Origin of the sequence: Treponema sp. OMZ 798 (assembly GCF_024181385.1) — a bacterium.
In the GTDB taxonomy this organism is placed as follows: Bacteria; Spirochaetota; Spirochaetia; order Treponematales; family Treponemataceae; genus Treponema_B.
Window position 1 is genome coordinate 1,071,417 of sequence record NZ_CP051305.1, and the last position, 25,801, is coordinate 1,097,217.

The 25,801-nt window shown below is 38.0% G+C and carries 24 protein-coding genes, 2 tRNA genes and 1 pseudogene; 14 read left to right on the forward strand and 13 right to left on the reverse strand.

Annotated features, from left to right (window positions below):
• The first annotated feature begins 61 nt into the window (after window positions 1-61).
• The 12 genes from E4O07_RS05055 to E4O07_RS05110 all read left to right on the forward strand — a co-directional run bounded on the left by E4O07_RS05055 (window position 62) and on the right by E4O07_RS05110 (window position 12,335).
• The gene (locus E4O07_RS05055; protein ID WP_371921954.1) at window positions 62-3,025 is read left to right on the forward strand and encodes a ligand-binding sensor domain-containing protein; all 2,964 of its coding nucleotides are present in this window, start codon (window positions 62-64) and stop codon (window positions 3,023-3,025) included.
• A 60-nt stretch (window positions 3,026-3,085) separates the two neighbouring features.
• Window positions 3,086-3,622 carry an adenine phosphoribosyltransferase gene (locus E4O07_RS05060; RefSeq protein WP_253687715.1) on the forward strand — a complete coding sequence of 179 codons (537 nt, stop codon included), beginning with the start codon at window positions 3,086-3,088 and terminating at the stop codon, window positions 3,620-3,622.
• Between the two features lie 142 nt (window positions 3,623-3,764).
• A complete protein-coding gene (locus E4O07_RS05065) occupies window positions 3,765-5,534 on the forward strand; it encodes a V-type ATP synthase subunit A (RefSeq protein ID WP_253687716.1) in 1,770 nt (589 codons plus the stop codon).
• A gap of 1 nt (window position 5,535) precedes the next feature.
• On the forward strand, window positions 5,536-6,831 hold the full coding sequence (locus E4O07_RS05070; RefSeq protein WP_253687717.1) for a V-type ATP synthase subunit B: 1,296 nt from the start codon (window positions 5,536-5,538) through the stop codon (window positions 6,829-6,831).
• Between the two features lie 10 nt (window positions 6,832-6,841).
• Window positions 6,842-7,456, forward strand: a complete 615-nt coding sequence (locus tag E4O07_RS05075) for a V-type ATP synthase subunit D (protein ID WP_253687718.1) — start codon at window positions 6,842-6,844, stop codon at window positions 7,454-7,456.
• Window positions 7,453-9,327, forward strand: a complete 1,875-nt coding sequence (locus E4O07_RS05080) for a V-type ATP synthase subunit I (protein ID WP_253687719.1) — start codon at window positions 7,453-7,455, stop codon at window positions 9,325-9,327. Before E4O07_RS05075 ends, E4O07_RS05080 begins: the two co-directional genes overlap by 4 nt.
• Window positions 9,324-9,746, forward strand: a complete 423-nt coding sequence (locus E4O07_RS05085) for a V-type ATP synthase subunit K (protein WP_253687720.1) — start codon at window positions 9,324-9,326, stop codon at window positions 9,744-9,746. The genes E4O07_RS05080 and E4O07_RS05085 overlap by 4 nt, the downstream gene beginning before the upstream one ends.
• Window positions 9,747-10,081: 335 nt before the next feature.
• Entirely contained in the window at window positions 10,082-10,363 is a 282-nt protein-coding gene (rpsF, locus tag E4O07_RS05090; RefSeq protein WP_253687721.1) for a 30S ribosomal protein S6, read from the forward strand.
• Window positions 10,364-10,374: 11 nt separating this feature from the next.
• Complete coding sequence (locus E4O07_RS05095; RefSeq protein WP_253687722.1) at window positions 10,375-10,881, forward strand: single-stranded DNA-binding protein; 507 nt, start codon at window positions 10,375-10,377, stop codon at window positions 10,879-10,881.
• Between the two features lie 40 nt (window positions 10,882-10,921).
• The gene (gene rpsR, locus E4O07_RS05100; protein ID WP_371819637.1) at window positions 10,922-11,191 is read left to right on the forward strand and encodes a 30S ribosomal protein S18; all 270 of its coding nucleotides are present in this window, start codon (window positions 10,922-10,924) and stop codon (window positions 11,189-11,191) included.
• A 128-nt stretch (window positions 11,192-11,319) separates the two neighbouring features.
• Window positions 11,320-11,919: a 50S ribosomal protein L9 gene (gene rplI / locus E4O07_RS05105; protein WP_253687724.1), complete on the forward strand. Its 600-nt coding sequence runs from the start codon at window positions 11,320-11,322 to the stop codon at window positions 11,917-11,919.
• A gap of 56 nt (window positions 11,920-11,975) precedes the next feature.
• A complete protein-coding gene (locus E4O07_RS05110; RefSeq protein ID WP_253687725.1) occupies window positions 11,976-12,335 on the forward strand; it encodes a hypothetical protein in 360 nt (119 codons plus the stop codon).
• A gap of 100 nt (window positions 12,336-12,435) precedes the next feature.
• On the opposite strand, the gene clpX is transcribed toward E4O07_RS05110, so the two are convergent.
• From clpX to E4O07_RS05135, 5 genes are all read right to left on the reverse strand, one after another.
• Window positions 12,436-13,683: an ATP-dependent Clp protease ATP-binding subunit ClpX gene (clpX, locus tag E4O07_RS05115; RefSeq protein WP_253687726.1), complete on the reverse strand. Its 1,248-nt coding sequence runs from the start codon at window positions 13,681-13,683 to the stop codon at window positions 12,436-12,438.
• Complete coding sequence (clpP, locus tag E4O07_RS05120) at window positions 13,670-14,269, reverse strand: ATP-dependent Clp endopeptidase proteolytic subunit ClpP (protein ID WP_253687727.1); 600 nt, start codon at window positions 14,267-14,269, stop codon at window positions 13,670-13,672. Before clpP ends, clpX begins: the two co-directional genes overlap by 14 nt.
• Window positions 14,270-14,312: 43 nt before the next feature.
• Window positions 14,313-15,668 carry a trigger factor gene (gene tig, locus E4O07_RS05125; protein WP_253687728.1) on the reverse strand — a complete coding sequence of 452 codons (1,356 nt, stop codon included), beginning with the start codon at window positions 15,666-15,668 and terminating at the stop codon, window positions 14,313-14,315.
• 86 nt (window positions 15,669-15,754) lie between these two features.
• Window positions 15,755-15,826: transfer RNA gene (locus tag E4O07_RS05130), tRNA-Gly, on the reverse strand.
• 34 nt (window positions 15,827-15,860) lie between these two features.
• A tRNA-Leu gene (locus tag E4O07_RS05135) sits at window positions 15,861-15,940 on the reverse strand.
• A 232-nt stretch (window positions 15,941-16,172) separates the two neighbouring features.
• Between E4O07_RS05135 and E4O07_RS05140 the strand changes: the two genes are divergently transcribed.
• Complete coding sequence (locus E4O07_RS05140; protein ID WP_253687729.1) at window positions 16,173-16,721, forward strand: MarR family transcriptional regulator; 549 nt, start codon at window positions 16,173-16,175, stop codon at window positions 16,719-16,721.
• 78 nt (window positions 16,722-16,799) lie between these two features.
• Here the strand turns inward: E4O07_RS05140 and E4O07_RS05145 are convergent, their stop codons facing one another.
• Both E4O07_RS05145 and E4O07_RS05150 read right to left on the reverse strand, forming a co-directional pair.
• A complete protein-coding gene (locus E4O07_RS05145) occupies window positions 16,800-17,987 on the reverse strand; it encodes a cystalysin (protein ID WP_253687730.1) in 1,188 nt (395 codons plus the stop codon).
• A gap of 10 nt (window positions 17,988-17,997) precedes the next feature.
• Window positions 17,998-19,374: an APC family permease gene (locus E4O07_RS05150; RefSeq protein WP_253687731.1), complete on the reverse strand. Its 1,377-nt coding sequence runs from the start codon at window positions 19,372-19,374 to the stop codon at window positions 17,998-18,000.
• A gap of 197 nt (window positions 19,375-19,571) precedes the next feature.
• Here E4O07_RS05150 and E4O07_RS05155 point away from each other — a divergent pair, with 197 nt between their 5' ends.
• Complete coding sequence (locus E4O07_RS05155) at window positions 19,572-20,636, forward strand: s-methyl-5-thioribose-1-phosphate isomerase (protein WP_253687732.1); 1,065 nt, start codon at window positions 19,572-19,574, stop codon at window positions 20,634-20,636.
• Here E4O07_RS05155 and E4O07_RS05160 read toward each other — a convergent pair.
• The 6 genes and pseudogenes from E4O07_RS05160 to E4O07_RS05185 form a co-directional block, all read right to left on the reverse strand.
• Window positions 20,626-21,528 (reverse strand): hypothetical protein, encoded by a 903-nt coding sequence (locus E4O07_RS05160; RefSeq protein ID WP_253687733.1) that lies wholly within the window; start codon window positions 21,526-21,528, stop codon window positions 20,626-20,628. The genes E4O07_RS05155 and E4O07_RS05160 overlap by 11 nt on opposite strands.
• Window positions 21,529-21,659: 131 nt before the next feature.
• Window positions 21,660-22,700, reverse strand: a complete 1,041-nt coding sequence (locus E4O07_RS05165) for an OmpL47-type beta-barrel domain-containing protein (RefSeq protein WP_253687734.1) — start codon at window positions 22,698-22,700, stop codon at window positions 21,660-21,662.
• A 40-nt stretch (window positions 22,701-22,740) separates the two neighbouring features.
• Complete coding sequence (locus E4O07_RS05170; RefSeq protein ID WP_253687735.1) at window positions 22,741-23,244, reverse strand: OmpA family protein; 504 nt, start codon at window positions 23,242-23,244, stop codon at window positions 22,741-22,743.
• Between the two features lie 86 nt (window positions 23,245-23,330).
• Window positions 23,331-24,668 carry a replicative DNA helicase gene (gene dnaB / locus E4O07_RS05175; RefSeq protein WP_253687736.1) on the reverse strand — a complete coding sequence of 446 codons (1,338 nt, stop codon included), beginning with the start codon at window positions 24,666-24,668 and terminating at the stop codon, window positions 23,331-23,333.
• Between the two features lie 64 nt (window positions 24,669-24,732).
• The gene (locus E4O07_RS05180; protein ID WP_253687737.1) at window positions 24,733-25,161 is read right to left on the reverse strand and encodes a DUF2141 domain-containing protein; all 429 of its coding nucleotides are present in this window, start codon (window positions 25,159-25,161) and stop codon (window positions 24,733-24,735) included.
• A gap of 77 nt (window positions 25,162-25,238) precedes the next feature.
• A pseudogene (locus E4O07_RS05185) lies at window positions 25,239-25,625 on the reverse strand (hypothetical protein); the annotation flags it as partial.
• Between the last annotated feature and the right edge of the window lie 176 nt (window positions 25,626-25,801).

The window sequence follows — 25,801 nt, forward strand, 5'->3', positions numbered from 1 at the left end:
CTTTTTAATGTTTTAGACTTTTTAAGTCATGTATTGATGTTTGATATAAAGGATGGGTAATGTGCATAAAAAAGTAATTCTTTTCTTTCTTATTTTGTTTACTTTTAATTTATTCGCTGATGAGGATGTTTTTGTTTTTTATTCTCAGCCTTCATCCATTGCCTCCAAATTTGTTACCGGTATTTCGCAGGATTCTCACGGACGCCTTTGGTTCGGGACTAAAGAAGGTCTCGGCTTTTATGACGGTATTAAATATAAAAATTATGAATATATTCCTTTTTCTAAAGATTCCATTCAATCCTCTCAAATCCAATCCTTATATAGGGACCCGATAAAGGCAAAAAACGGAAGCGATGTTTTTTGGCTTGGCACCTTTGACGGAGTTGAAAGGTTTAATGTCGATACCGAGACCTTTACTCATTTTGATATGACAAACTCGATTGTTTTCGGCTTTTTAAGGGATTCTCACGGCCGCCTATGGGTGGGAAGTTTGGATGGTTTATATATCTTAAATGAAGATGACGGATCCGTTATAGAGTTTTCTCAAACTGCCGAATTTTACATAGGAAACAATGGAATAGCCGATATTTATGAAGACTCTGAGGGACGGATATATGCCTGTACACATGGGGGCTTGTGGGAGTATGATGAGCCCAATAAAAGATTTAAACCGTCACGGCTTTTTGGAAACGATAGCAGCCTTATGGAATCCCTTGTTCATAATATTTTGGAAGAAGACGGAATATATTGGGTATCCGTTTGGAATACCGGACTATTTCGAATTGATCCTAAAAACGGAAAGAGAGAACTTTTTTCATTTTCAAACAATAAAATATCCTGCCTATCAAACAAATTTTCTGATGATGTACTCTTGATAGGGACTTGGGGCGGAGGCTTAATAAGTTTTGATAAAAATACATATTCTTATACAGAATATACTTCAAAGCAGCGTTCGTATAATCTTTCAAACGATTTTATTTTTTCGATACATGTAGATAGTTACGGTTCATTATGGGTCGGCACAAACGGAGGCGGAGTAAATATATATGACACTAAGCGTATGTGGTCAAAGCTTATATTGCTTCATGAAAATAAGGTTACCGGCAGGGAAAATTCGGTCTTCGATTTGAGTAAGGATAAAAAAGGGAACTTATGGATAAGCCTTTTAAATAACGGCATCACTTATTACGATGTAAACACAGGAAAAAAGAAGCACTATCGTTATTCCGAATCTAAAATTATTTCCAACTCCGTATTTAAATTTTACATAGATAAAAATGAAGATATATGGGTCGGGACGGACATTGGCTTATGTAAGTACGATAAAAAAAAGGATGCCTTTGTCGGGGTTAATCTGTATAATGATAATATAATTGAAGACGGTGAAAGAATTATATACAGCATTACAAGCGATGATAAGGGCCTTTTATGGATAGGTACTTATGATGGAGGGCTTATTAAATTTTCACCTTCATCCGGAATTCTTAAAAGATATAAAAATGATCCTAAAAATCCGAATAGTTTATGCAGCAATCTTATTTTTAGCCTGCTGATAGATTCCTCCAAAAAACTTTGGGCAGGAACAAACAAGGGGCTTGCCGAATATAGACCTTCATCTGATGACTTTATGATATACCGATATGATGTAAATAATAGAGATGGTATTTCTTCAGACAGAATAACCTCATTATTTCAAGATGTTTCCGGTAAGTTGTGGATAGGAACCAGTGACGGCGGCATTAACATATTTGATGCCGAAAAAAAAATGATCTTAAATTATACTTCAACTGACGGTCTGCCCGCAAATTTTATTACCGGCATTACCGATATGGATAATAATTCCATATGTGTTACTGCAATAAAAGGCATGACGATATTTAATCGAAATAGTGAAATTATATACAGCTATACTTTCTATAACCATGAAAGAAGGTTTACAACAGTTCCAGTTACAATTGGAAATGAATGCTTTGTGGGAACTCAAGAAGGTGTTTTAGGCGTAGATATTAACTATCTTTTATCTTTTAAAAAACAAGAAGTTCCTGTAAAAATAAGAACTATAGGTATAAACGGAAATCAGACTCCTGCATTTAAAATTGATCTTCAAAAAGCTTCTAAATATAAGTATTCCGAAAATAATATAAGCTTTGAGTTTTCATCGATGGATTTATCTCCTCTTTCAAGGCCTTCTTATGTTTTTATGCTTGAAGGTTTTGATAAAAATTGGATAAATGCCAATATGAAAAACTATGTTCAATACACTAACCTTAAATCGGGAAAATATACATTTAAAGTAAAGGATATTTCAAACCCCTATCCTGAGCCGACGTCTTTTACCTTTATTATAGAAAAACCTTTTTGGCTTTCGATGCCGATGATTGCCGCCTATATTTTAATTTGTTCAGGCTTAGCCTTTTTAGCTTGCAGGCTTCGTCAGCTTTTTCAGTATAAGGTTGTCAATAAAAAACTTCAAGAAGAACAAAAAGATCTTATATCCGCAAACGAACAGCTTACGGTTTTATCTACAGTTGACGAGTTAACAGGAGTAGGAAACAGGAGACAGCTGGACACATTTGGTAAGGAGCTTTGGCGCAAGGGGCTTGATAATAAGCAGCAGATATCTTTAATAATGATAGATATAGATTTATTTAAACAATATAATGACCTATATGGACACCAAGCCGGGGATAATGTCCTGCGGAGTGTTGCTCAAACCTTGCAAAAAAATCTTAGAGCAAAACATGACTTTCTCGGAAGATACGGGGGAGAAGAGTTCTTAGTCTTACTTTATAATAGTTCTGTGTCTGAAACAATGAAGATAGCCGAAAAACTCCGTATTGAAGTTAAAAATTTACATATTGAACATTCGGCGGCAAAGGACAAGATCTTAACTATAAGCTTAGGAGCTTATGCCTCCGTTCCGGCTAATGAACTTTCATATGAAACTATGCTTTCCTTTGCCGATGCCGCTCTTTATAAGGCCAAAGAAAGCGGAAGAGATATCTGCAAAATGTACACAGAGTAACACTTATAAAATATTATCTTCCTATTGACCATTGCAAAAATAAGGTGTAGACTGTCTCTTATGAAAGACAAAATAATAGATGCAGCCATAAGGCGTGTTCCTGACTTCCCAAAAAAAGGAATTCTTTTTTATGATATTACCGGTGTTTTGGTAAATCCTCAAGTTTTTAGCTATTGCCTTGATAAAATGACGGAAATGTACAAGGATGAAAAAATAGATGCTGTTGCCGCCATCGAAGCAAGAGGCTTTATCTTTGCTGCCCCCTTTGCCTATAAAATGGGGATACCTCTTATTTTAATTAGAAAGAAGGGGAAACTTCCCGGAGAAACTTATTCAGCCTCTTATGACCTTGAGTATGGACAGGCGGCCGTTGAGGTGCATAAAACCGATGTAGTAAGAGGACAAAAAGTCCTTCTATTGGATGACTTGATTGCCACAGGCGGAACCTTGAGCGCAGCCAGAAAAATTTTGGAAGAGGGCGGTGCCGAAGTGGTTGGTTTTTGCGGAGTTGTCGGTCTACCTTTTTTAAATTATAACAAAGTACTCAGCGATTTACCCGTAAAAACTCTTATAGAATATGACAGCGAAAAAATTTAGTTCTATTTTTAAGATTTTTGATTTTTTTTTCTTGCATATTTTTTATTTATATGATAAAATCTAAAAGTTGCTTTGTAAATTTCTACAAAATGACTTTTAAACTTAGGATTTATGCTTTATCTATAGTATTTGGAGTTATGATATGACTAAAACAAAAGGAAAGGTAGTCGGTATTAACGGTAACATGATAAGCGTTTCTTTTGAAGGCTTGGTTACCCTTAACGAGGTAGGCTATGTTGAGGTTGGTTCAAAAAAACTAAAAAGCGAGGTAATCCGTATCGGGGGTGATATAGCTCAGCTTCAAGTATTTGAAATTACAAAGGGAATAAAGGTTGGGGATATCGTAGAATTCACCGAAGATCTTCTTTCCGTAGAGTTGGGCCCCGGTCTTTTAGGCCAAGTTTATGACGGACTGCAAAACCCCTTACCCGAGCTTGCAGAACAAGCAGGATACTTTTTGGAGCGCGGTATCTACCTAAACGCTCTTTCCCGAACGGCAAAATGGCATTTTACTCCTTCAGCTAAAGAAGGAGATACCTTAAAGCGGGCTGACTTTTTGGGAACCGTGCCCGAAGGCAGCTTTACCCACCGTATCATGATTCCTTTTAACATGTATGGCTCTTATAAATTAAAATCTATAAAACCTGAAGGTGACTATACCGTAGATGACACAATAGCTGAGGTTACTGACGAAAGAGGAAATGTAATACCTCTTACCATGAGCTTTAAGTGGCCTGTAAAACGCCCGATTGACTGTTATGCAGAGCGATTAAAGCCTACGGAAACCTTGGTAACTAAAATGCGCACAATGGATACATTCTTCCCTGTTGCTAAGGGAGGAACCTATTGTATTCCCGGTCCCTTCGGTGCAGGAAAAACTGTTTTACAGCATGCTACCAGCCGAAATGCCGATGTCGATATCGTTATTATCGCAGCCTGCGGCGAGCGTGCAGGTGAGGTTGTAGAAACTCTTACCGAATTCCCCGAGCTTAAAGACCCCAAAACAGGCCGAACCCTCATGGAGAGAACAATAATTATCTGTAATACTTCTTCAATGCCTGTTGCAGCCCGAGAAGCTTCGGTTTATACAGGGGTAACTCTAGCGGAGTACTACCGCCAAATGGGCTTGGACGTTCTTCTGCTTGCAGACTCTACAAGCCGCTGGGCTCAGGCTCTTCGAGAAATGTCGGGCCGATTGGAAGAAATCCCCGGTGAAGAAGCCTTCCCGGCTTATCTTGAATCCTACATTGCCGCTTTCTACGAAAGGGCCGGTATTGTCCGTCTAAGCGACGGCTCAAAGGGCTCCGTTACAATCGGAGGAACCGTATCTCCTGCGGGCGGTAACTTTGAAGAGCCTGTAACTCAGGCCACGTTAAAGGTTGTAGGCGCCTTCCACGGTCTTTCACGCGAAAGATCCGATGCCCGAAAATACCCTGCAATTCACCCTCTAGATTCTTGGTCAAAGTATCCGAGCGTTCTTCCTTCGGAACAAGTCAGATACGGAAGAAGCTTTTTACGCCGAGGTACCGAGGTCGAACAGATGATGAAGGTTGTAGGTGAAGAAGGAACAAGTATCGAAGACTTTATCATTTACTTAAAAGGCGACTTACTCGATGCCGTTTACTTGCAGCAAAACTCCTTTGATAAGGTAGACGATGCAGTTTCGGTTGAGCGCCAACAGCATATATATAATATCTTGGTTGAGATTTTAGGCTCTTCATTTAAATTTATTTCTAAGGATGAAGCCCGCTCTTATTTCAGCAAACTTAAACTTATGTTCATCGACTATAACTACTCGCCTTGGGGCTCGGATGCATTTAAATCCCATGAAGAAGGAATTAAAAAGCTCATCGCCGAAAAAGCGGATAGCTTAGATGAAAGCGCAAAAAAATTATTGAAGCAGGCGGTGTAAGATGAAAAAGGTATATAGTAAAATAGAATCGATTAACGGTTCGGTTATTACGGTTAAGGCCGACGGAGTTTCATACGGAGAATTAGCCGAGGTTCAAACCCGCTTCGGAGCCTCCCTTGCCGAAGTCAATAAGCTTGACGGTGACTTGGTTTCCTTGCAGGTTTTTGCAGGAGGTCGCGGTGTTTCGACCGGAGATGAGGTGCGCTTTTTAGGTAAGGAAATGCAGGTAAGCTATTCCGAGGATTTGCTCGGCCGAATATTTAACGGTTCAGGCGATCCCAGAGATTCGGGCCCTGCCTTAAAGGACAACATGATTCCTATCGGCGGTCCTTCGGTAAACCCATCAAAGCGTATTCTTGCAAACAGAATGATCAGAACTGGTATTCCGATGATCGACGTATTTAATACCTTGGTTGTCTCTCAAAAGCTCCCCATATTTTCAAGTTCCGGCGAGCCTTACAACGAGCTTTTGGCCCGAATAGCCATGCAGGCCGAAGTAGATGTAATTATCTTGGGCGGAATGGGCTTAAAATATGACGATTATCTTTATTTTAAAGACACCCTTGAAGAGGCCGGTGCTTTAAGCCGAACAGCCATGTTCGTTCATACGGCAGCTGACCCCACGGTTGAATGTCTTATGATTCCGGATATGTGTCTTGCAGTTGCAGAAAAGTTCGCCATCGCTGGTAAGGATGTTTTGGTTCTTTTAACGGATATGACAAACTTTGCAGACGCAATGAAAGAAATAGCCATTATTCAGGAACAGGTTCCTTCAAACCGAGGTTACCCCGGAGACCTTTACAGCCAGCTTGCAGCCCGCTATGAAAAGGCTGTAGACTTTGCCGATGCAGGTTCGGTTACGGTCTTGGCCGTTACAACAATGCCCGGAGACGACGTAACACACCCCGTTCCCGATAACACAGGTTATATTACCGAAGGCCAGTTCTATCTTAAAAACGGACGAATAGAACCCTTCGGAAGTCTTTCACGATTAAAGCAAAACGTAAACGGTAAAACAAGGGATGACCACCGTGCTCTTATGGACAATATGATTAAGCTTTATGCTTCATATAAAGACACTTTGGAGAAAAAATCCATGGGCTTTATGATGAGCGAATGGGACGAAAAACTCTTAAAATACGGTGCAAAATTCGAATCGGGAATGATGGACTTGTCGGTAAACATTCCGCTTGAAGAGGCACTTAGCCTGGGCTGGAAGATTCTTGCCGAATGCTTTACCCGTGAAGAAACCGGTATTAAATCCGACTTGGTAAATAAGTACTGGCCGGCAAACTAAAGGGTAGGCTATGGCAATAAAACTGACAAAGAATGAGCTGAAGAATCAAAAAGAATCTTTAAAAATGTACAGAAGATACTTGCCGACTCTTCAGCTTAAAAAACAGCAGCTTCAAACCGAAATCCGCACCATCGAAGCCCGGGCTAAAGAGGTCAGGCTTCACAGGGATGCCCTCAATCAGGAATTCGAAGACTGGGTAGCGGTATTCGGCGAGCAAAATGTTTTTAAACCCTCTATGGTTAAGATAAAAGAGATTCTCACCTCAACAGGGAACATTGCGGGGGTGAGCATTCCTGTTTTTTCCGGTGCGGAATTTGAACGTGCTAAATATGATCTTTATAAGACTCCTCTTTGGGTTGATACGGCTGCCGAAAAAATGCAGGAAGTTTTGAGCTTAGACCTTGAGGCAAAGGTTCTTGATGAACAGGTGCGCCTTTTGAATTCCGAGCTTAGAACTACCACTCAGCGAGTAAACCTCTTTGAAAAGGTTAAGATACCCGAAACGAGGGCAAACATAAAGAAGATAACGGTTTATTTGGGAGATCAGCAGGTTGCAGCTGTTGTTCGCGGTAAAATTTCTAAAAAGAACCTTGAAAAGGTTCATGATAAGGATGAAGCTCTATGATTGTACCGATGAAAAAAGTAACTCTTTTAGTCTTAAAAAAAGAGCAGCGGCATGCCTTAAAGGATTTAAGAAGCTTAGGCCTTGTACACATTGAGGACCGCCCTGCAAACGGTGCTCTTATAAACGAGTTAAGATCCGAAAAAAACGACATAACTCTTGCTATGAGTCTTTTGACTGAATATCTTCCCAAAAAAGAGAAAAAAGGCGTAACGCCTCCCTCTCTTTTAAGTGAGGAGGATACTCTTACCTTTGTAGACTCCGTCTTATCTCTTACATCTTCATATAAGAGCAATATGGAAGAATCTGCAAGGCTGTCAGGTGAAATTGCATCATATGCAGAGTGGGGCGAAATAAATACTTCCGATTTCACTTTTCTGGCGGAAAAAGGCATATATCTTTTCCCTGCAAGTACTTCGGTAAAAACATATAATTCGCTTCCCAAAGACATTAAGACTATTTTGCTTGGACATGGGAAAACCGGTGTGAGGTTTTTAATCCGGAGCGAAACAAATGCTCTGCCTGCGGATTTACCTCAGGATGTTATTCCTTTAAAGCTGCCGGAGACTTCCGTTAAGGCCTTAAAAGAAAAGTTAAAGAGCTTACAGGCAAAGATTGCCTCCTACAAGCAGGAAATGACAAAGATGTCGGCATACTTAAACTCTCTCCATGCCTTGGATGAAGTTGTAAGCAAAAAGCTTCAATTTGAAATAGTCCATGACGGTATGCAGACGATAGATTTCGGGGATCAAGATGATGAGGAAAGAGTCCGGCTTGTTTGGCTCACAGGATATATTCCCTGCGAAGATGAAGCTAAGCTTTCTTCCCTTGCAAAGGAAAAGTCTTGGGCCTATCTTTCTCAAGATCCTGAAGAAGATGATTCCGTTCCTACAAAGATAAAGAGAAATAAGCTTGTAAACCTTATTTCTCCCTTAATAGACTTTTTGGGGACTGTTCCCGGTTATACGGAACCCGATATCTCTCTTTGGTTCTTGCTCTTTTTCGGAATTTTCTTTGCAATGATTTTCGGAGATGCAGGCTACGGTGCCGTTTTGCTCTTGATTGCTGTTATTTTGATTTTAAAAACAAAGGCAAAAAAACAAAAGGTGCCGACAGCATTTTATATGTTCGGCTATTTGGGATTTATGACCGTTATCTGGGGTACCTTGGTTTGTAACTGGTTCGGTATGCCTACCGAAATTGTTCCGGCCTTTCTTAAAAAGCTGGCCGTTCCTGCGATTGCAAACTTTACACCTGAGGATATACGCAATCAAAATCAAATCTTACTTTGCTTTACCCTTGGTTTAACCCAGCTGATGATAGCCCATATAGTAAGTTTATTTAGGAATATTAAGTCTCCTAAATTCCTTGCTGATGTAGGCTCTCTTTCGATGCTCGGCGGAATGTATTTTGTAGTTTTAAACCTTGTTGTAGATTCCCAAAAGTATGCAATTAATAATGCCGTACTTCTTGCAATAGGTGTAGGTTTTGCTTTAAATTTTATCTTTGTAAACTATTCAACAGGAATAGTACAGGCAATCCTGGAAAGTTTAAAGAATATCATAAATATGCTTTTGGGCGTAGTAAACGTGTTTGCCGATATTATGAGCTATATAAGGCTTTGGGCTGTAGGTCTTGCAGGAGGCGCTATAAGTGCAACCGTAAACGAGATGGCAGGTCCCGCCCTAGGAGGCGTAATAATCTTTGCAGGCGTTTTACTTTTATTGTTCGGACACGGTCTTAACTATATTATGAACGTGCTTTCCGTTATAGTCCACGGTGTTCGATTGAATACCTTGGAATTCTCTAATCATGTGGGCTTGACTTGGTCGGGCTTTAAATATGAACCCTTTAACGATGGAGGAAGGATATGACTTTTGGTTTTTTTGGTGCTGCTGCTGCGTTAGGTATTTCAGCTATCGGTTCTGCAATCGGTCTTGCCATTGCAGGTCAGGCAACAATCGGTGCATGGAAGCGCTGTTATTTAAATAACAAGCCCGCTCCCTTTAGTTTGGTCGCCTTTGCAGGTGCCCCTCTTACACAGACTCTTTACGGATTCTTGCTTATGAACAGGATGCTTACATCCTCCCAGAGCGATTGGTTCTTATTGGGCTTAGGTCTTGTTTGCGGTGTTTCTATCGCAGCATCGGCTATTGCTCAGGGTAAGGCCTCTGCCTCAGGTTCCGATGCTATGGCTGAAACAGGAAAAGGCTTTGTACAGTACATTACTATCGTAGGTCTTTGCGAAACTGTTGCGCTTTTCGTAATGGTCTTTGGCATGATGAAGTGCTAAAGCATGCTTAGTATCATGGTAGCCGCACTATAATGCTTTTGAAGTAGTTGGCTTCCTTCTGTGAGAAATTTTGAACAAAATTTCGCACATTTTTCAAAAAAGGGCAAACGCATCATGAGGGTAAATAAAATAGCAAAAAAATAGGCTGTGAATACCCCTCTTGCAGCCGCATAGCGGCGAAAGGCGGGTTGAGCAGCCTATGTTTTTTGCGAAGATAAAATTATGATACGTTTGCCCTGAACTAGGTATTGACTAAGATAGTATTTTTTGATATTCTATAAAAACTCCGGCTCGCAGAAAATGCGGGCCTCAGAAATGTGTCCATAGGAGGGAACATGAGAAACTATGAACTTATGACGGTTTTTCCGGTTGAAGAGGATCTCTATAAACCGGGAATAGATGCTCTACATTCAATTCTGGCAGATTTCGGTGTTCAGATCAAGTCTGAAGAGCCTTTCGGCGATCGGGATTTAGCTTATGAAATCAAAAAGAAGACAAAGGGACGCTATGTTCTTTTCAATCTTGAAGCAGATCCTTCAAAGATGATTGAATTGGATAAGCGTTTTAAGCTGATCACTCAGATGCTGACCTATCTTTTTGTCCGTTTAGAGGACTAAAAGGAGACTTTATGGCAGATATAAACCATGTAGTATTGGTAGGCCGCTTAACCAGAGATGCTGAGCTTAAATATACGTCTTCCGGTATTGCTGTTTGTAATTTTGCTATAGCTGTCAACAGAAGACGAAAAACAGGCGATGACTGGAGCGAAGAAGCAAGTTTTTTTGACGTGGTTCTTTGGGGCCGGCAGGGTGAAGCCCTAAATCAATACCTTGTAAAAGGTAAACAGGTTGCTATTGACGGTGAGCTTAGGCAAAACCGTTGGGAGCAGGACGGGCAAACCCGCAGCAAGGTTGAAATTGTAGCAAACAATATTCAGCTTGTAGGCGGCTCGGCAGGTCAGGGCGGACAATCACAGTCTGCAGCCCAACGCCAAGGATCATATCAGGGCGGTTCCAATAATTCGTATCATGATGGAAATCAAGCCCCTTCTGCTTATCAAAGGAGACAGGAGCCTTCATATGACGATTACCAGCCGGATATGGGAAATTCAGATTTGGATAATATTCCATTTTAAGGAGATTTAAATGTCGGACGAAACAATGAATGATGTAGACATGGAAGCTAACATGCAGGAAAATATTCGCGAAGGCGAAGACAAAAGAAAAGGTAGATCTTTTTACCGCAAAAAGGTTTGCCGCTTTTGTACACAAAAGTTAAAGATCGATTATAAAGAGCCGGATGCTTTACGCCGCTTTATAACCGAGAGAGGTAAGATTCTTCCCAGAAGAATTACCGGAACTTGCGCGAAACATCAGCGAAAACTTGCCGTTGAAATTAAACGTGCAAGAGCTGTTGCCTTGCTTCCTTTCGTTATGAACGAGTAGAAATTTTAATGTAAGCAGCTCCCTAAAGCCTTTTGCTTTAGGATCTTTGCTTACATTAAAAACAAACTATTTCAAAAAGCCCTTTCCGACTCCCGGAATTGGGCGGATATTTTTTTAGGAGCTTGTATATGAAAGTAATTTTGAATGAAGACGTTAAGTATCTCGGAGAAGAAGGGGATATTAAGAACGTAGCAAAGGGATATGCCCGAAACTACCTCTTCCCCAGAAACTTAGCTGTTCCTTGTAATGAGTTTACTCTGGCTCATTTTGAATCACGCAAAGAAGAAATTGAAGCTAAAAAGGCTGCAAAACGCCAAGATGCTGCAGGTCTTAAAGAAAGACTTGAAGCTCTTTCAATTAAGATTCTTATGCCCGCAGGACCTAACGGAAAACTTTACGGTGCCGTTACAACTCAAACTCTTTTTGATGAGCTGCAAAAGCTTGATTTCGATATTGAAAGAAAGCGTATCGAAATTCCCGGACAGACCGTTAAGAGCACAGGTGTGCATAAGGCCCTTGTAAAGCTTTATGAAAATACCTCTGCAGAGGTTTCTTTTACTGTCGAGGCTCAAATTGCTGAAGAAAAGCCTGTAAAACCCTCTGACAAAAAAGGACGAAGGCCCCGCAGGGATGAAGAAACTTCTGATGAACAAGTTTCAACAGAGGAAAATTCTGTTACTGAAGAAGCCCTATCTGAAGCAGTTCAAAATTCGGAATCGGAAAATTAACATTTTATTAATATGCGGATATTTTATCCGCATATTAAACTTATATTTCAAAATTTATGGATAGTAAAGATATAAAACCTCATTCCCAATATAAACAGTTTACTATTCGCTTTTTAGACCGCTCAATAAGGTTTTTGAGTGCCTCTATCTTTGCTTTTATTATTTTTTATGTTCTAAGCAGTTCTCAAGATTTTTTGGACTCCAGCTTATTTATAATATTAAATGTATTGATGAGTCTTTGTATCTTACTTATAATTTTTACGTTTGCAGCAATTGTAGTTAGAATTTTTTTTATATTGCGGTATAAAGAAATTAATATTATAAGATTCATTACGGATATATTTTTATTGCTTTTATCGATAATATTGGCCGTTCTTTTTTCTTTTCTTATAGTGGTTGCAAAAGGAAACGTATAAAAAAAAGACTGCCTGAAAGTTTTTTTCCTTTCGACAGTCTTTGTAAGATTATAAGTGCTTGAGAATTTGAACGCTTAAAATAAGCATTTAAAAGCTGCTTTTAAGCCGTTTTTTCGTCGAGAAGTTTTATCTTTGGTTTTGATGACGAGTTTCCTATCATTTTTTTATTGATTATAAGTTCCTTTCTGCCTTTTAAGGAGGGGGCTTCAAACATTGCATCAAGCATAAGCTTTTCGACAATGGAACGTAAGCCTCTGGCTCCCGTATTTTGGTCTATAGCCTGCTGAGCAATAGCTGTAATTGCATCTTTGTCAAAGTGAAGGTCCACATCATCAAGTTTAAAGGTTGCCTGAAATTGCTTTATTATGGCATTTTTAGGTTCAACTAATATGCGCGTTAGGTCGTCTTTTGTAAGCTCATTTAGGGCTACCTTTATCGGGATTCGGCCTATCAGCTCAGGAATAAGACCGAATTTTACCAAATCATCGGGAGAAACCTGATCATACAGTTCCGTAAGATTCTTTTCGTTAAGTTTTTTAACCTCGGCTCCGAAACCTATGGGTTTTGTAGAGATCCGGGCTTCCACTATCTTGTCTAAGCCTACAAAGGCTCCTCCGCAGATAAAAAGAATATTTGTTGTGTCTATTTTAAGCATATCCTGATTCGGATGCTTTCTTCCGCCTTGCGGAGGAACGGAGGCTGAGGTTCCTTCTATTATTTTTAAGAGGGCTTGCTGTACTCCTTCGCCCGATACATCCCGGGTAATGGAAACGTTTTCGCTTTTTCTGGAAATTTTATCGATTTCATCGATAAAAATGATACCCCTTTCGGCTTCCTTTATATCCCCGTTTGCATTTTGAATAAGTTTGAGAAGAATATTTTCGACATCCTCTCCTACATAACCGGCTTCAGTTAGGGTTGTTGCATCGGCTATGGCAAAGGGAACCTGCATTTTTTGTGCAAGGGTTCTTGCTAAAAGAGTTTTACCCGAGCCTGTGGGGCCCAGCAAAAGGACATTTGACTTTTCTATAACCACATCATCATGTGAAGGAGGATTCATTATCCGCTTATAATGATTATAAACTGCTACAGATAGAACTCTTTTTGCTTGTTCTTGGCCGATTACATATTCGTCAAGATATTCTTTTAGTTCTTGAGGAGTAGGAATAGGCCCTGTACGGTCAACAGGCCTGACAGTCTTATAGGACTTTATATAGCTTCCGCAAAGGTCAACACATCTATCGCAGATGGCAATACCTCCGGGACCGGGAACCACGAATCTCTCCGAGCTTTCAGGCTTATTACAAAAAGAGCATATCAAAGCTCCATTCATTCTATTTCGAGCCATCTTTTCTCCTATTCATAACGGTATCTATAATACCGTAGGCTAAGGCTTCTTCAGCCGACATAAAAAAGTCCCGCTCCATATCGGCTGCTACCTGTTTTTCCGTCTTGCCTGTATTTTCGGCAAAATATTTGATCGTAAGTTTTTTTAATCTTACGATTTCTTTGGCCTGTATATTAATATCTACAGCCTGACCTTGAACTCCTCCCCAGGGTTGGTGTATCATAACGCGGGAGGAGGGGAGGGCATAGCGCTTGTTTTTTGCTCCTCCTGCTAAAAGGACTGCACCCATACTGGCACATTGGCCCAAGCAAATTGTTTGTACATCGGAGCGGATATGCTGCATGGTATCGTAAATAGCAAGACCTGCCGTTACAGAACCTCCGGGACTATTAATATAGAGGCTGATATCCTTATCCGGATTTTGTGCTTCTAAAAACAAGAGCTGGGCTACAACCAAATCAGCAGACATATCATTGATTTCTCCGTCTACAAAGATAATCCTATCCTTTAAAAGACGTGAGAATATGTCATAGCTGCGCTCTCCGTTTCCTGTTTGTTCAATTACATAAGGTACAAGTGTACTCATTTTTTTTCCTTAAAATAGCCGGCTAAAATAACCGGATTTAAATTTAATCTTTTAAAAGCTCTTCAAAGGTAATTTTTTTGCCTTTTTTGATTGTACATTTTTCATAAAGAGCTTTAAAAAGTTTTTCTTCTTTTAAGCCTTCGCTTAAATATTCTTTTTCACGGGGGTTGGAATAATATTTTTTCAGCTCATCAAGAGCAATGTCCATTCTTTCCGATAAGCGTACATATTCGGCTTCGATTTCATCATCGCTTACTTCAATATTTCTATCTTTAAGCAGGGTCTCGATTAAAACTCTTTCTTTTAAATTCTTTTCGGAATCTTCTCTCCAGCCTTCCAAAAGAGTTTCTTTTGACTGCGGCCCTTTGCCGAACATTTTTTCAAGTTCCTCAGGTGTGGTTCTAAATTGATTGGCCATCATCATCCATCGTGATTCAAGCTCAGCCCTTACCATCGATTCAGGAAGGTCGATTGTGTGCTCCTTTACCATCTGTTCGGTTAAAGCATTTTTTTGTAAAGACTTGATTTTTTCTTCTACACTTATTTCAAACTTTTTCTTGATATCGGCCTTTAGTTCGTCCAAGTTCTTGTACTTTTCGTTTATGTCTTGGGCAAAGTCATCATCAAGGGCCGGTAAATCCTTGTATTTTAGAGCTGTAAGAGTTACCTTTATCTTCTTTGTTTTTCCGGCTAGCTCCTTGTTTGAATCATCTTCAGGGAAGGTCTTGGTGATTTCCTTAGATTCACCTTTTTTCATACCTATGATATCATCATCAATTTTATAGATATTTAATCCTGAGCCTATTGTAAATACAAAGTCTTGTCTTTCAGTGCCTGAAACTGTTTTACCTTCATCGTCAAGTTCGCAATAATTTATTGTAGCAATGTGGTTTTTTTCGGCTCTGCTGCCTTCTTTACAGGCTGTAACGAGGGCATTTCGCTCTTGAAGTATTTCAAGCTCTTTTTTTATGTCTTCTTCCGAAACGCTTGCTTCAGGTACTTCAACCGTAAAGCCTTCCGTCTTTTTAATTTCGACCTTGGGGAAGACATCGTAGTGGACTGTAAATGAAAAGTCTTCTTCAATTTTTAATTCTGGTTTTTCTTGAAGTTCGGGATAGGAGTAGGGGAGAGGCCTTTCATATTCATCAAGAGATTCAAAGATTTCTTTTAAAGAATCTTCAATGAGGTCTCCTGCCAGATCTCCCTTTATGGCATCGCCGTATTTTGTTTCAAGTACCGATACGGGAACCTTTCCTTTTCTAAATCCCGGTATTTGAAGCTCTTTTGAATATTTATTGAGCAATTTTTTATAGTTTTCTTGAACTTCAGCCTTTTTGATTTTTACTGAAAGTTCCGCATGTGATTTTTCTTTAAGAGTTACGTTCTTTTCGTAGTCCATTTTTCCTTCCTTAAGAGTTGATTTTGAGACTGCCCTTTATACAAAAGGGTAAAAAAAAAGCGATCCGTTCACCGAATCGCTTTAGAAGCGGGAAACGAGGATTGAACTCGCGACATCCACCTTGGCAAGGTGGCGCTCTACCACTGAGCTATTCCCGCAATTCTACTCCACTTTTTTGTTTTTGTGGAATTGTGCGAGAGGAGGGACTTGAACCCTCACGCCGAAGCACTAGATCCTAAGTCTAGCGTGTCTGCCAATTCCACCACTCTCGCTTAACAGTGAGCGTGTGTATAATATACATAAACCCAAAAAATGTCAAGTATTGCAATTTAATGAGCAGAATTCAACCTAAATGCCGCTCACAGAAGGGAGTATATTCTTTTTGTTTGTTTTTGTCAAGTGTTTTTATAAAAAAAATAAAAATAATTGACATTCATTGTAAAAATTGATATCTTTGTAAGTACGGTTCGTAAAATTTTGAACCTAGCTGCTTGGGAGTTCTGAATGCTTGAAGATATTTATAAAAATGAAATAGTTAATGCATGGGTAGAAGATAATGAACCCATCGATTTGATTGAAAAAAGGTACAAAAATATAAGCTCTGTTGTTGATGGTATGTATGATTTTGTATTGTCATTTTCTTATTATTATACCATAAGAAGAGATTATGGCACGGATAGGAAATATACGATGATTGAAATGCATATTTTAACGGATATTTACGATCATGAAAATATCACGGTTTCAGCCCTTGCAAAAAAATGGAATAGAACGTCAAGTGCGATTTCTCAAATCGTACATAGACTTATAAAATGGGGATTGGTTTATAAAGAAGTTAACGAATCCGACGGTAAAGTCTTTTTTTTACGAACTACAGAAAAAGCTAAAGAAACGGTTTTAAAACATAAAGCTTATGACAATAAAGATAATGTCAAGACTCGAAAAAAACTTTTGGAATCTTTTACTGTGGATGAAATGGTTGCCTTCGATAAAATTCTAAAAGCCTATACACGAATTCTTGAAAAAAATAACAGTAAAAATAAGCCTTTATAAAAAATCCCCCTTATGCTTCACAGATGAAACACAAGAGGGCCTAAATTTTACTTACGGTAATATTTTATTTTTTTAATGTCATTTTTTTCGTTCCTTTAATGCTTTGCTCAATCTTTCTAATGTTTCTTGAATAACGGATGAAGGAGCCGCCAGATTTATTCTTTCAAATCCTATTCCTCCGTCTCCGAAAATATAGCCTTCATCAAAAAATATTTGAGCCTTATGAATCATAAATTCTTCCATAGCCTTATGCTCCATTTTTAATGCTCTAAAGTCCATCCATTGCAAATAGGTGCCCTCAATGAGAGGTGCTTTTATTTCGGGATGATTTAGTTCAAAAAATTCTTTTACGATTCTTTGATTTTTGTCTATTACCTTTATACATTCATCAAGCCATTTTCCGCATTCTTTATAGCAAATTTCGCAAGCCTTATAGCCGAGTGTTGTAAAGGGCATTCCGCTTGTAATATCCCGTGATTTTTTGAATCTTTCTCTCATATCAGGATTTTTAATTATTATGTTACTCATACCCATTCCGGCTATATTAAACGTTTTAGATGGTGCAGTAAAAGTAATCATCTTGTCGGCAAGTGCTTCATCAATAGATTGAAGTACTGTATGCTCATAGCCGGGCATAATTAAGTCGAAATGAATTTCATCTGACCAGAGCAGAAGATCACTATTTAAAACTATGTCCTTTATTTTTTGAAGTTCGTCTTTTTTCCAGACCCTGCCTACAGGATTATGAGGAGAACAAAAAAGCAAGGCTTTATTATTTTTATCCTTGGATAGTTTTTCCAGTTTTTCAAAATCGATCGTATAGTACCCGTTTTTTTCAAGCAGTTCACATTCTACTATCTTGCGCTCTTGATTTTTTACAGCCGTAAAGAAAGGATAGTAAACAGGAGTTATTATAATAACTCCATCTCCAGGTTTTGTAAATTCCCTAACAGCATTGTACAATGCAGGAACGACTCCCGCCGTATTTATTATCCAGTCTGTTTCAATATTCCAGTTATGTCTATCCTTCATCCATTTTTTTACGGTTCTTTTATACTCTTCAGTTGGGCCTGTATATCCTAACACGGCTTCGTCAAGATATTTTTTTAAACCTTCAATAAGTTCCGGCGGATTTTTAAATTCCATGTCAGCCACCGAAAGAGGAACCACATCATTTCCAACTTGGGGATTTTGTGAATACATTAAGTCCCATTTGACTGAACCTGAGTTTTTCCTTGAAATTTTTGTTGTAAAATCGTAAACCATTTTTTTCCTCCTATTCTTCCGTTTCGGCAAGTAAGGCATCTTCTATAATTTGCTTTTTATTTGCTTCCAATTCTTCAATTTTTACATTTCCGGCTTTTAAATTGTAAATTGAGAGGATCGATATTATGACCATAATACCTATCATAAAAAGTTTTTCTTTTGTAGAAAGCATCATAAATAAGTTATAACAAACGATTGCCGCACAAAGTGCAGAGAGTATGCAGATGATATCCATAATTATTCTAGGCATATGCAATACAGATTTTTTCCATTGCTCCGGATAATCTCTTATTACCTTAATACATTTTATATTTGTATATAAATTTGTTAACATAGCAGGTATCATTACCAAAGAGACGATCGCATCTAATTTTAACCCAAGCAAAACCGGTAAAATTGACAGGATATAGTAAATACCGTAAACAGCCCATGGATAACCTGTTTTAGTTGTTTTTGTAAAAAATTTCGGCAGCCAACCTGCTTGTGCTACTTTTAGTATTGGATATCGAACCATTATTATACCGGTAATCATTGATGTTGCTATTGCAAAAACAGCTCCGCCCATTATAAAGAGAATGAAAATTGATCTTGGAAAAATCTCGGCGGCTACAAGTGAGAGATTTTGGCCTGCGACCTCGCTTATGGGAAGAACTCCTGCCGATACATAACCCATTAACCCATAAACGATAGCAATTGCTATTGTTACAAGAAAAATACCATAAGGTATATTTTTTTTAGGTTTCATTGTAACAGCCGATACCGATACCGGGCCCATTGTGGTTCCCTGACATGCCCATCCCATAATTGCTATTCCTGCAATAACTCCTTTAAATCCATCAGTAAAAAAATTAGGATCGGAGAAATATCCGGGTTTTACCTTTGGAATACCGAATACAATATAAAAGACAATTGCTGCAATTAATACTACAGTCATTATATTGTTTATTGTAGATATAAACTTTGAGCCTCTTATTGTTGCTGCAAAAAATAAAGTAATAATTATGATTGCAATTAATTTTGTGTATGGTATAATTTGCGGTAATACTATTCCTGCATAATTTACCATTGCGAGGCCATACATAGCGACAGAAAAACCATTAATAAATGTTATATATCCATTTACACCTGTAAAAAAAGGATTAAAAACCAATGCTTTTTGACTATAATCACCTCCTTCAAACATAAACATTGATGATAAAAGTACATTGTAAAAATATGCTAAAAGCATAAAAATACAACCAGCCATAATTGATACCAATATGGATTTGCCGGTAGCGGCAATACCCAATCCGGTTAGCACAAAGATCCCGGAACCTACAGCTCCGCCAAAACCTAGCGAGAAAATGTTAAATAAATTTAAATTTCTCTTTTCTTTTGTTGTTTCCATACTACACTCCTTTCACTGATTTATAGTTAAGATTATTTACATCCTTAACTATTAAGTATATTATAAAATATCTTTTTTAAAAGCGCAAGTCTTGTAATTGTTTTTCTTTATTTTATGCTGACAAAGTTACAAAAAAAGCTTATATTATTAAGCAAAATACTTTAACATTTATATATAAACAGGGAAAATAGCTAAAAATGCGTGAAGATTATAATTTAGGTTTTATTTTGCAATATGAAAATGTTGCTTGGTTTGATGAAGAGTACGGAGAGGTGCGTATTTTAGACAGGCGTATTTGTCCGGCAAAAACGGAATTTTGTGTGTGCAAAAAATATGAGGAAGTTGCAAAGGCTGTTGCCGATATGGTGACTCAAAGCGGCGGCCCATTTGCCGCGGCTGCTATGGGGATGGCTCTTGCTGCCTATCAAGGGAAAAAGCTTTCAAAAACTGAATATATTAACTTTATGAAAGAAGCTGCTTATTCTTTGTCTCATGCCCGGCCGACTACGAGTAAGGCAATGCAGTTTGTTACAGCAGAAGCATTGAGCCTTTTTGAATCTCTAATAAAAAATGGAACCTCCTCGAATGACATTATTAAGGCCTTAAAGCAAAATGCCGTAGACCAAAATAATGACCGGTATAAAAAAAATACGGCAGCCGGCGCCATTTTTGCAGACTTGGTTCCAAACGGTTCTTCAATTTTAACCCAATGTTTCGGTGAAACGACTGTAGGCGGATACTTACGCAGATTTAAAGAGTCTAATAAAAATATAAAGGTTTTTTGTGCCGAAACCCGTCCATATTTTCAAGGGGCCCGTTTGACTGCGTCCTTGGCCTATGATATGGGCTTTGATACGACTGTTGTTACCGATAATATGCCTGCTCTTCTTATGAGTGAAAAAAAAATTAACTTCTGCGTTTCAGCTTCTGATGTTATAACCCTTGACGGCTCTATAATAAACAAGATAGGTACACTTCAAATGGCTATAGCTGCAAATTATTTTGGTATTCCTTATTATGCAATAGGCTTTCCCGATAAAAACTATGTTTCGGCAAAAGAGGTAAAAATTGAATATAGAACCCCTGAAGAGGTTCTTTATGCTATGGGAGAAAGGACGGCGATTTTACCTTCGGATTGTAAAAAAGAGAAAAAAACTAAGAGCGGTTCAATTTCAGGACTTTATCCTGCCTTTGACATAACGCCTTATGAACTTTGTGCAGGTATAATTACGGATAAAGGATTTTTTAAACCTATAGTTTAAATATAAGACTGATTGCAACGGATTCAAAGAACATATCGATATTCTTTTTTGAGTTTATTATTTTTTGTGTAAAATGAGCTTCATCTTTGTAATTATAGTAAATAGGGGCTGTCTTCCAAACCGCTTGAAGTTTTATGCGCGTTTTTTCGGAGACTTTAAAAAAAAGCTCATTCTTTAGTTCAAAGGTCCATAATTGTTCGGCTTTATTTTTGGTAAAAGGAATGGTTTTATATAGATTTTTATAGCTAATAAGCTCTATTCTTATAGTATTTAAGTAAAGAGGCATATTGTATTCTATAGAGTATGTTCCTGCATAACGGGCTCCATTTCTGTTTTCACCTAAATCATTATCGAAAAACCAAAAATAGGTATTTTTTAAAGGAATAAGAGCAGTATAATTTATAATATGAGAGGTCTTTAAGATAAGATTTGCCCATTCATTTTTTATTTGAGAGTTTAGATCAAAATACAGCTCAATCCCGCCTTGTGTGCTTAAAAATAACTTTGAAAAATATAAAGGTTTGATAACTTGCAAATTATTGACATTTTGATTTTCTGCAATGCCGTAAAAATTTAGGGCAGGGTAGGCCCAGCCTGTCCCAAGTGCGGTTCCTGCAATAAAATTTATAAAAGGTAAATATGCCAGCTTTAAATTAAAAGATCCTAAAAGGTTTGCAGGTTTTAAGCTTAAGCTAAAACCAAGTTCCGTATATCTTGATTCTGTATTTGGTCTATAAAATTTTAAAAAATGAGATATTGAAATATTAAAATTTAAGGGATAGTTTAACTCTGCTTCAATTTCCGTTTTTGTTTTCTGTAAATCTGTATTACCAAAAACATACGAAAAATTTATGAAAATTAAAACAAAAAAACATATCTTTTTTAACTTCATAATCTTACAAAATAAAAAAGCCGAAGTCGGGAAGTCCCGTTTAGTTCGGCTTTTTTTTTATATCACCGATTATATCGGAAACCGGTAATCCTTATATCGGAAGCCGATTGATCGGTGATGCCTCAATTTTTTTACTGGGCATTTGCGGGGGTTGTGGCCGGAAGAAGATTCCCGGTCCTGTCGATTATGTCAACCTCCGAGTTAGGTGTAATCTGATCAACATAGAATGTGTATAAGACCGGATCAGAAACGTTACCTACATTATCGATAGCCTTGACTTCGATTTTGTAAACTGCATTTTGTGTAAATTTGATCGGTTCTACATACTTAGTATATTCTCCGTCATTTACTTTTACATAAATTGCATCAACACCTGAGATCTCGTCTTGTGCTGCAAATGAAACGGTTTCACTTGTAGAAACAATAACTCTGCCTTCTTCATCTACAACATTATTGCTGGGGAATACTAAGTATTCATCATCCTTGTTGATAAGACGGTTAGAATTTGCAATAGTTACAACAGGTGCTGTTCTGTCGATAGTAACAGCGATTAACTTAATAGGAGCAAGGTTTCCTACATTGTCAATTGCTGTGTAATAAAGATTTACAGGTCCTTCAGCATCCAATGAAACATAGGTTTGCTCGGATTCTTTTCCATTTCCTGACATTTTAAGAGCGTTTAGATCTGTTCCCATGTAACCGGCTGCTACACCTGATCCTCCGACTACGTCGGCGGCAGAAACATACCATTTTGTATTTGATGAGCAGTAAAGTACTACACCGTCATTGTACAAAGGTTCTGTTGTCTTGATCATTGTATCGGGAGCTGTATTGTCTACAATTACTGACAAGGTTTTGGGCAATTCCAAGTTTCCGCTGTTATCAAATCCTCTGTATGAAATATCAAATTTTCCTTCTTCTAGGAGTTGGAAGGGGTTCTTATATCTCATAAAGGCTGCACCATTCAAGGCAAATTCTACAAAGTCAAGACCGGTATCCTTATCGGTTGATCTGAGTTTAAAAAAGACATCACTATTTACATAATTGGTGCCTTCTTCAACATAGTGAATTGCGGGTCGGACATAATCTGTTCCGACAATAGAAGGAGCCTGTGCCCAAGCTGAAACAACTAAAAGTGAACATACGGCTGCAAAAAAAATTTTTTTAATCATTAATTACCTCCAAAATGATTTTTTTTAAATTTCATAGTGTTTATTTAACACTGTGAATTTCTACTCTTCGGTTTTTGAAGCGGTCAGTAATCTCTGAATGGCTTCGGGCCGGTTCACGAGCGCCTTTGCCTTCAACGATTATGCTGTTCGCATCAAACAGCTTCATTTTTTGAAAATAGCTTGCAACAGCAATTGCCCGCTGTAATGCAATACGATCTTCATCCTTTTGCGAGTCCAGTTTTGCACTGTGACCGTAAATGACGATTTTCCTTACATTTTTTGCTTTTAGATCTTCGCCTATTTCTTTTAGTCTTTGTGCAGTAAACGGATCGATTTGATAAGTCTGCGGTGCAAAATATACTGTGTAGTAATCATCAGACATATTTTTGTCTTCCGTTTTCTTATCTTTTTCTTCTTTTACCACTTCTTGTTCTTGTGTTTTTTCAGGTTCAGCCGGCTTTTCTTCTTTTTGCTTGGGAGCAGACTTACATGAAAAGATAAAAAGAACAGACAAGAGTAAAAGTAATACTTTTACTTTTTTCAAAGAAACCTCCTTAAAATAATAATCTTAAGTATATTATCCTTCTTTTCCTGCCAATAGTCAAGAACATTTTTTGATTTTTCTGTAAATCATTTCTCTTTAGCTTCGGTAACAAAGGTTGTATATTGGGATAAAAATAAAAGAGGCACAGTGCCTATAGGGCCGTTTCTTTGCTTTGCTAAAATTAGTTCTGTGGGAATGGGTTTTGCTTCACCTTCGCTTGTGTCGGCCCTTTCACGGTGTAAAAACATGACCACATCGGCATCCTGTTCAAGAGAGCCGGATTCCCTTATATCCGCAAGCCCGGGTTTTTTTCCTTCCGCATCCCTTGTCAACTGAGAAAGGGCGACAACCGGAATATCCAGCTCTCTTGCAAGACTTTTTAGAGATCTTGAAATTTCTGCGATTTGTTCATGGCGCGGTATGCTTGCATTTTCTCCCGTAATAAGGGTTATATAGTCTATAAAAATAATTTTTACATTATATGGCGGACTGCAAAGCTGGCGGGCTATTGCTCTTAAATCCAAAAGCTTCATATTAGGCATATCTACAAGGTAGAATGGTGCTTCATAGAGCAAACCGCAAGTTTCAGATACCTTTCCGAAGTCTCTTGCCGTCAGGTTTGCAGACCTTATTCTGTTTGAATTTATTTTTGCTCTTGAAGCTATCAAACGCTGTACAAGCTGCATATCCGACATTTCTAGAGAAAAAAAGGCTGTAGGTATTTTTTCATCAATAGCTATGTGGGCAGCCATGGTCATTGCAAGGGCAGTTTTTCCTACGGAGGGACGGGCTCCTATTATGATAAATTCCGAATTTTGAAATCCGTAGGTCATATTGTCCAAATTACCGAAGCCTGAGGGAACCCCTGTGTATTCTCCCTTGCGTTCGTGTAGTTTTTGGAGAACCTCCAAAGTGGGCATTATGACCTCAGCCAAGGACTTAAATGTCGCCGAATTCCCGGCTTCAGTAAGGTCAAAGATGCTTTTTTGAGCCTCTTCCAAGACTGTTCGGCTTGATATACTGTCATCAAATACATCTGCAGAAATTTTATTTGAAACTTTTAGCAAGTTTCTTCTTATTGCAGCTTCCAATACGATTTTTGCATAAAATTCGTAGTTTGCAGAGCTGGGAACCTCATCCGTAAGAGATGCTATGTAACTTGCTCCTCCGACCGAGTCCAGCTCATTTGTAGAACGAAGATAGTCCGTCAATATTAAAATATCGGCTTTTTGGGAGCGGGTGTCTAATTCCGAAATAGCCTTATATATCTTTTGGTGTTGAGGAGAATAAAAAGCCCCTGCATCTAAGATAGGTCTTACAAAGGTAAAAACATCAGGATCTATTAAAACAGCTCCTAAAACAGCCTTTTCTGCCTCCATATTGTGGGGCGGAAGCTTGTTTTTTAAATTTTTTGTACTATCCATAAAAATTGCTCTCAAGACAGGTATTTTAACAGATAGTAAGATTAAAATCTAGCCTAAAAAACTATTAAATTTTAAAAACTTTAATATCTACGCTTTTATTTTCTTTGATTTCGACTTTTAACTTGTCAAATCCCTTTGGTTTTCCGCCATTATGGTTGCTGTATCCTACCGGTTCCTTAGGCATACCTAAAAAGTTTCTATCCAGCTTATCGTTTTCATTGAGATCTTGATAGACAAAAAAAACATATTCTCCTTCCGGAAGTTTTTCGGTTATTGTCATATCCTTACCTTCTACTTTAATGCTTACCGTCTTTAAAGGCTCTTTTTTCTTAAAAGACTTTGCATCTTGATAGATAGCCAAAAAAAGCTTTCCTTCGATAGTCTCAATATTCGTAATATTAAGAGTAACTTCAAACTCAGGTTTTGTTTCTTCTGCATTTAAGCTTGTAAAAACCGTAAAAAGAATTGCACAAATAAAAATCAATTTTTTCATCTTAAATTTTCTCCCTTATTTAGTTTTATTCGGCATTCGCCCGAAAAATATTTATCTAACTATGACAAACATATAAATTAAAGCTTTTCGATTTCTGCTTCGGTAAGGCCGGTCATTAGCAAAATTTCAGAAATTGGGTAATCTCGCTTTTTCATAAGTGTAGCTGTTTCTATTGATTTTTGCTTTAAACCTTCAGAAAAGCCTTTATACCTAGCATCCATCTCAAAGGTAGACATTAATCTATATTCTTGCCTTGCTTGTTCGTTTTCTTTTATTGCTTGTATCATTTCCTCAATTCTCCTTGTAAATTCGCTTTTTGTCTTGCCGGTTTTAAGATATTCTAAAAAATATTTTAAGTCTTTGTCTTTAGTGTCATTAAAGGCCTCTGCATTTATTATAACCTTTTTTGTTCCATCTTGTAAAAATATGCTTTTATCTTCAAGACAGATTGGAAAAGTCAATACGAGTACAGTCCCTAAAGCCCCTAAATTTATAATCAAGCAGCTTTTATTGAAGCTGCTTTTTGCCTATATACAGAAGGAGGATATCCTCCTTCATTAAAAGTATTGATTCTTAACCTGTTGTAGTAGACCATGATGTAACGCCATATAATCGTTTTTACTCATTTCAATCGTCAGCT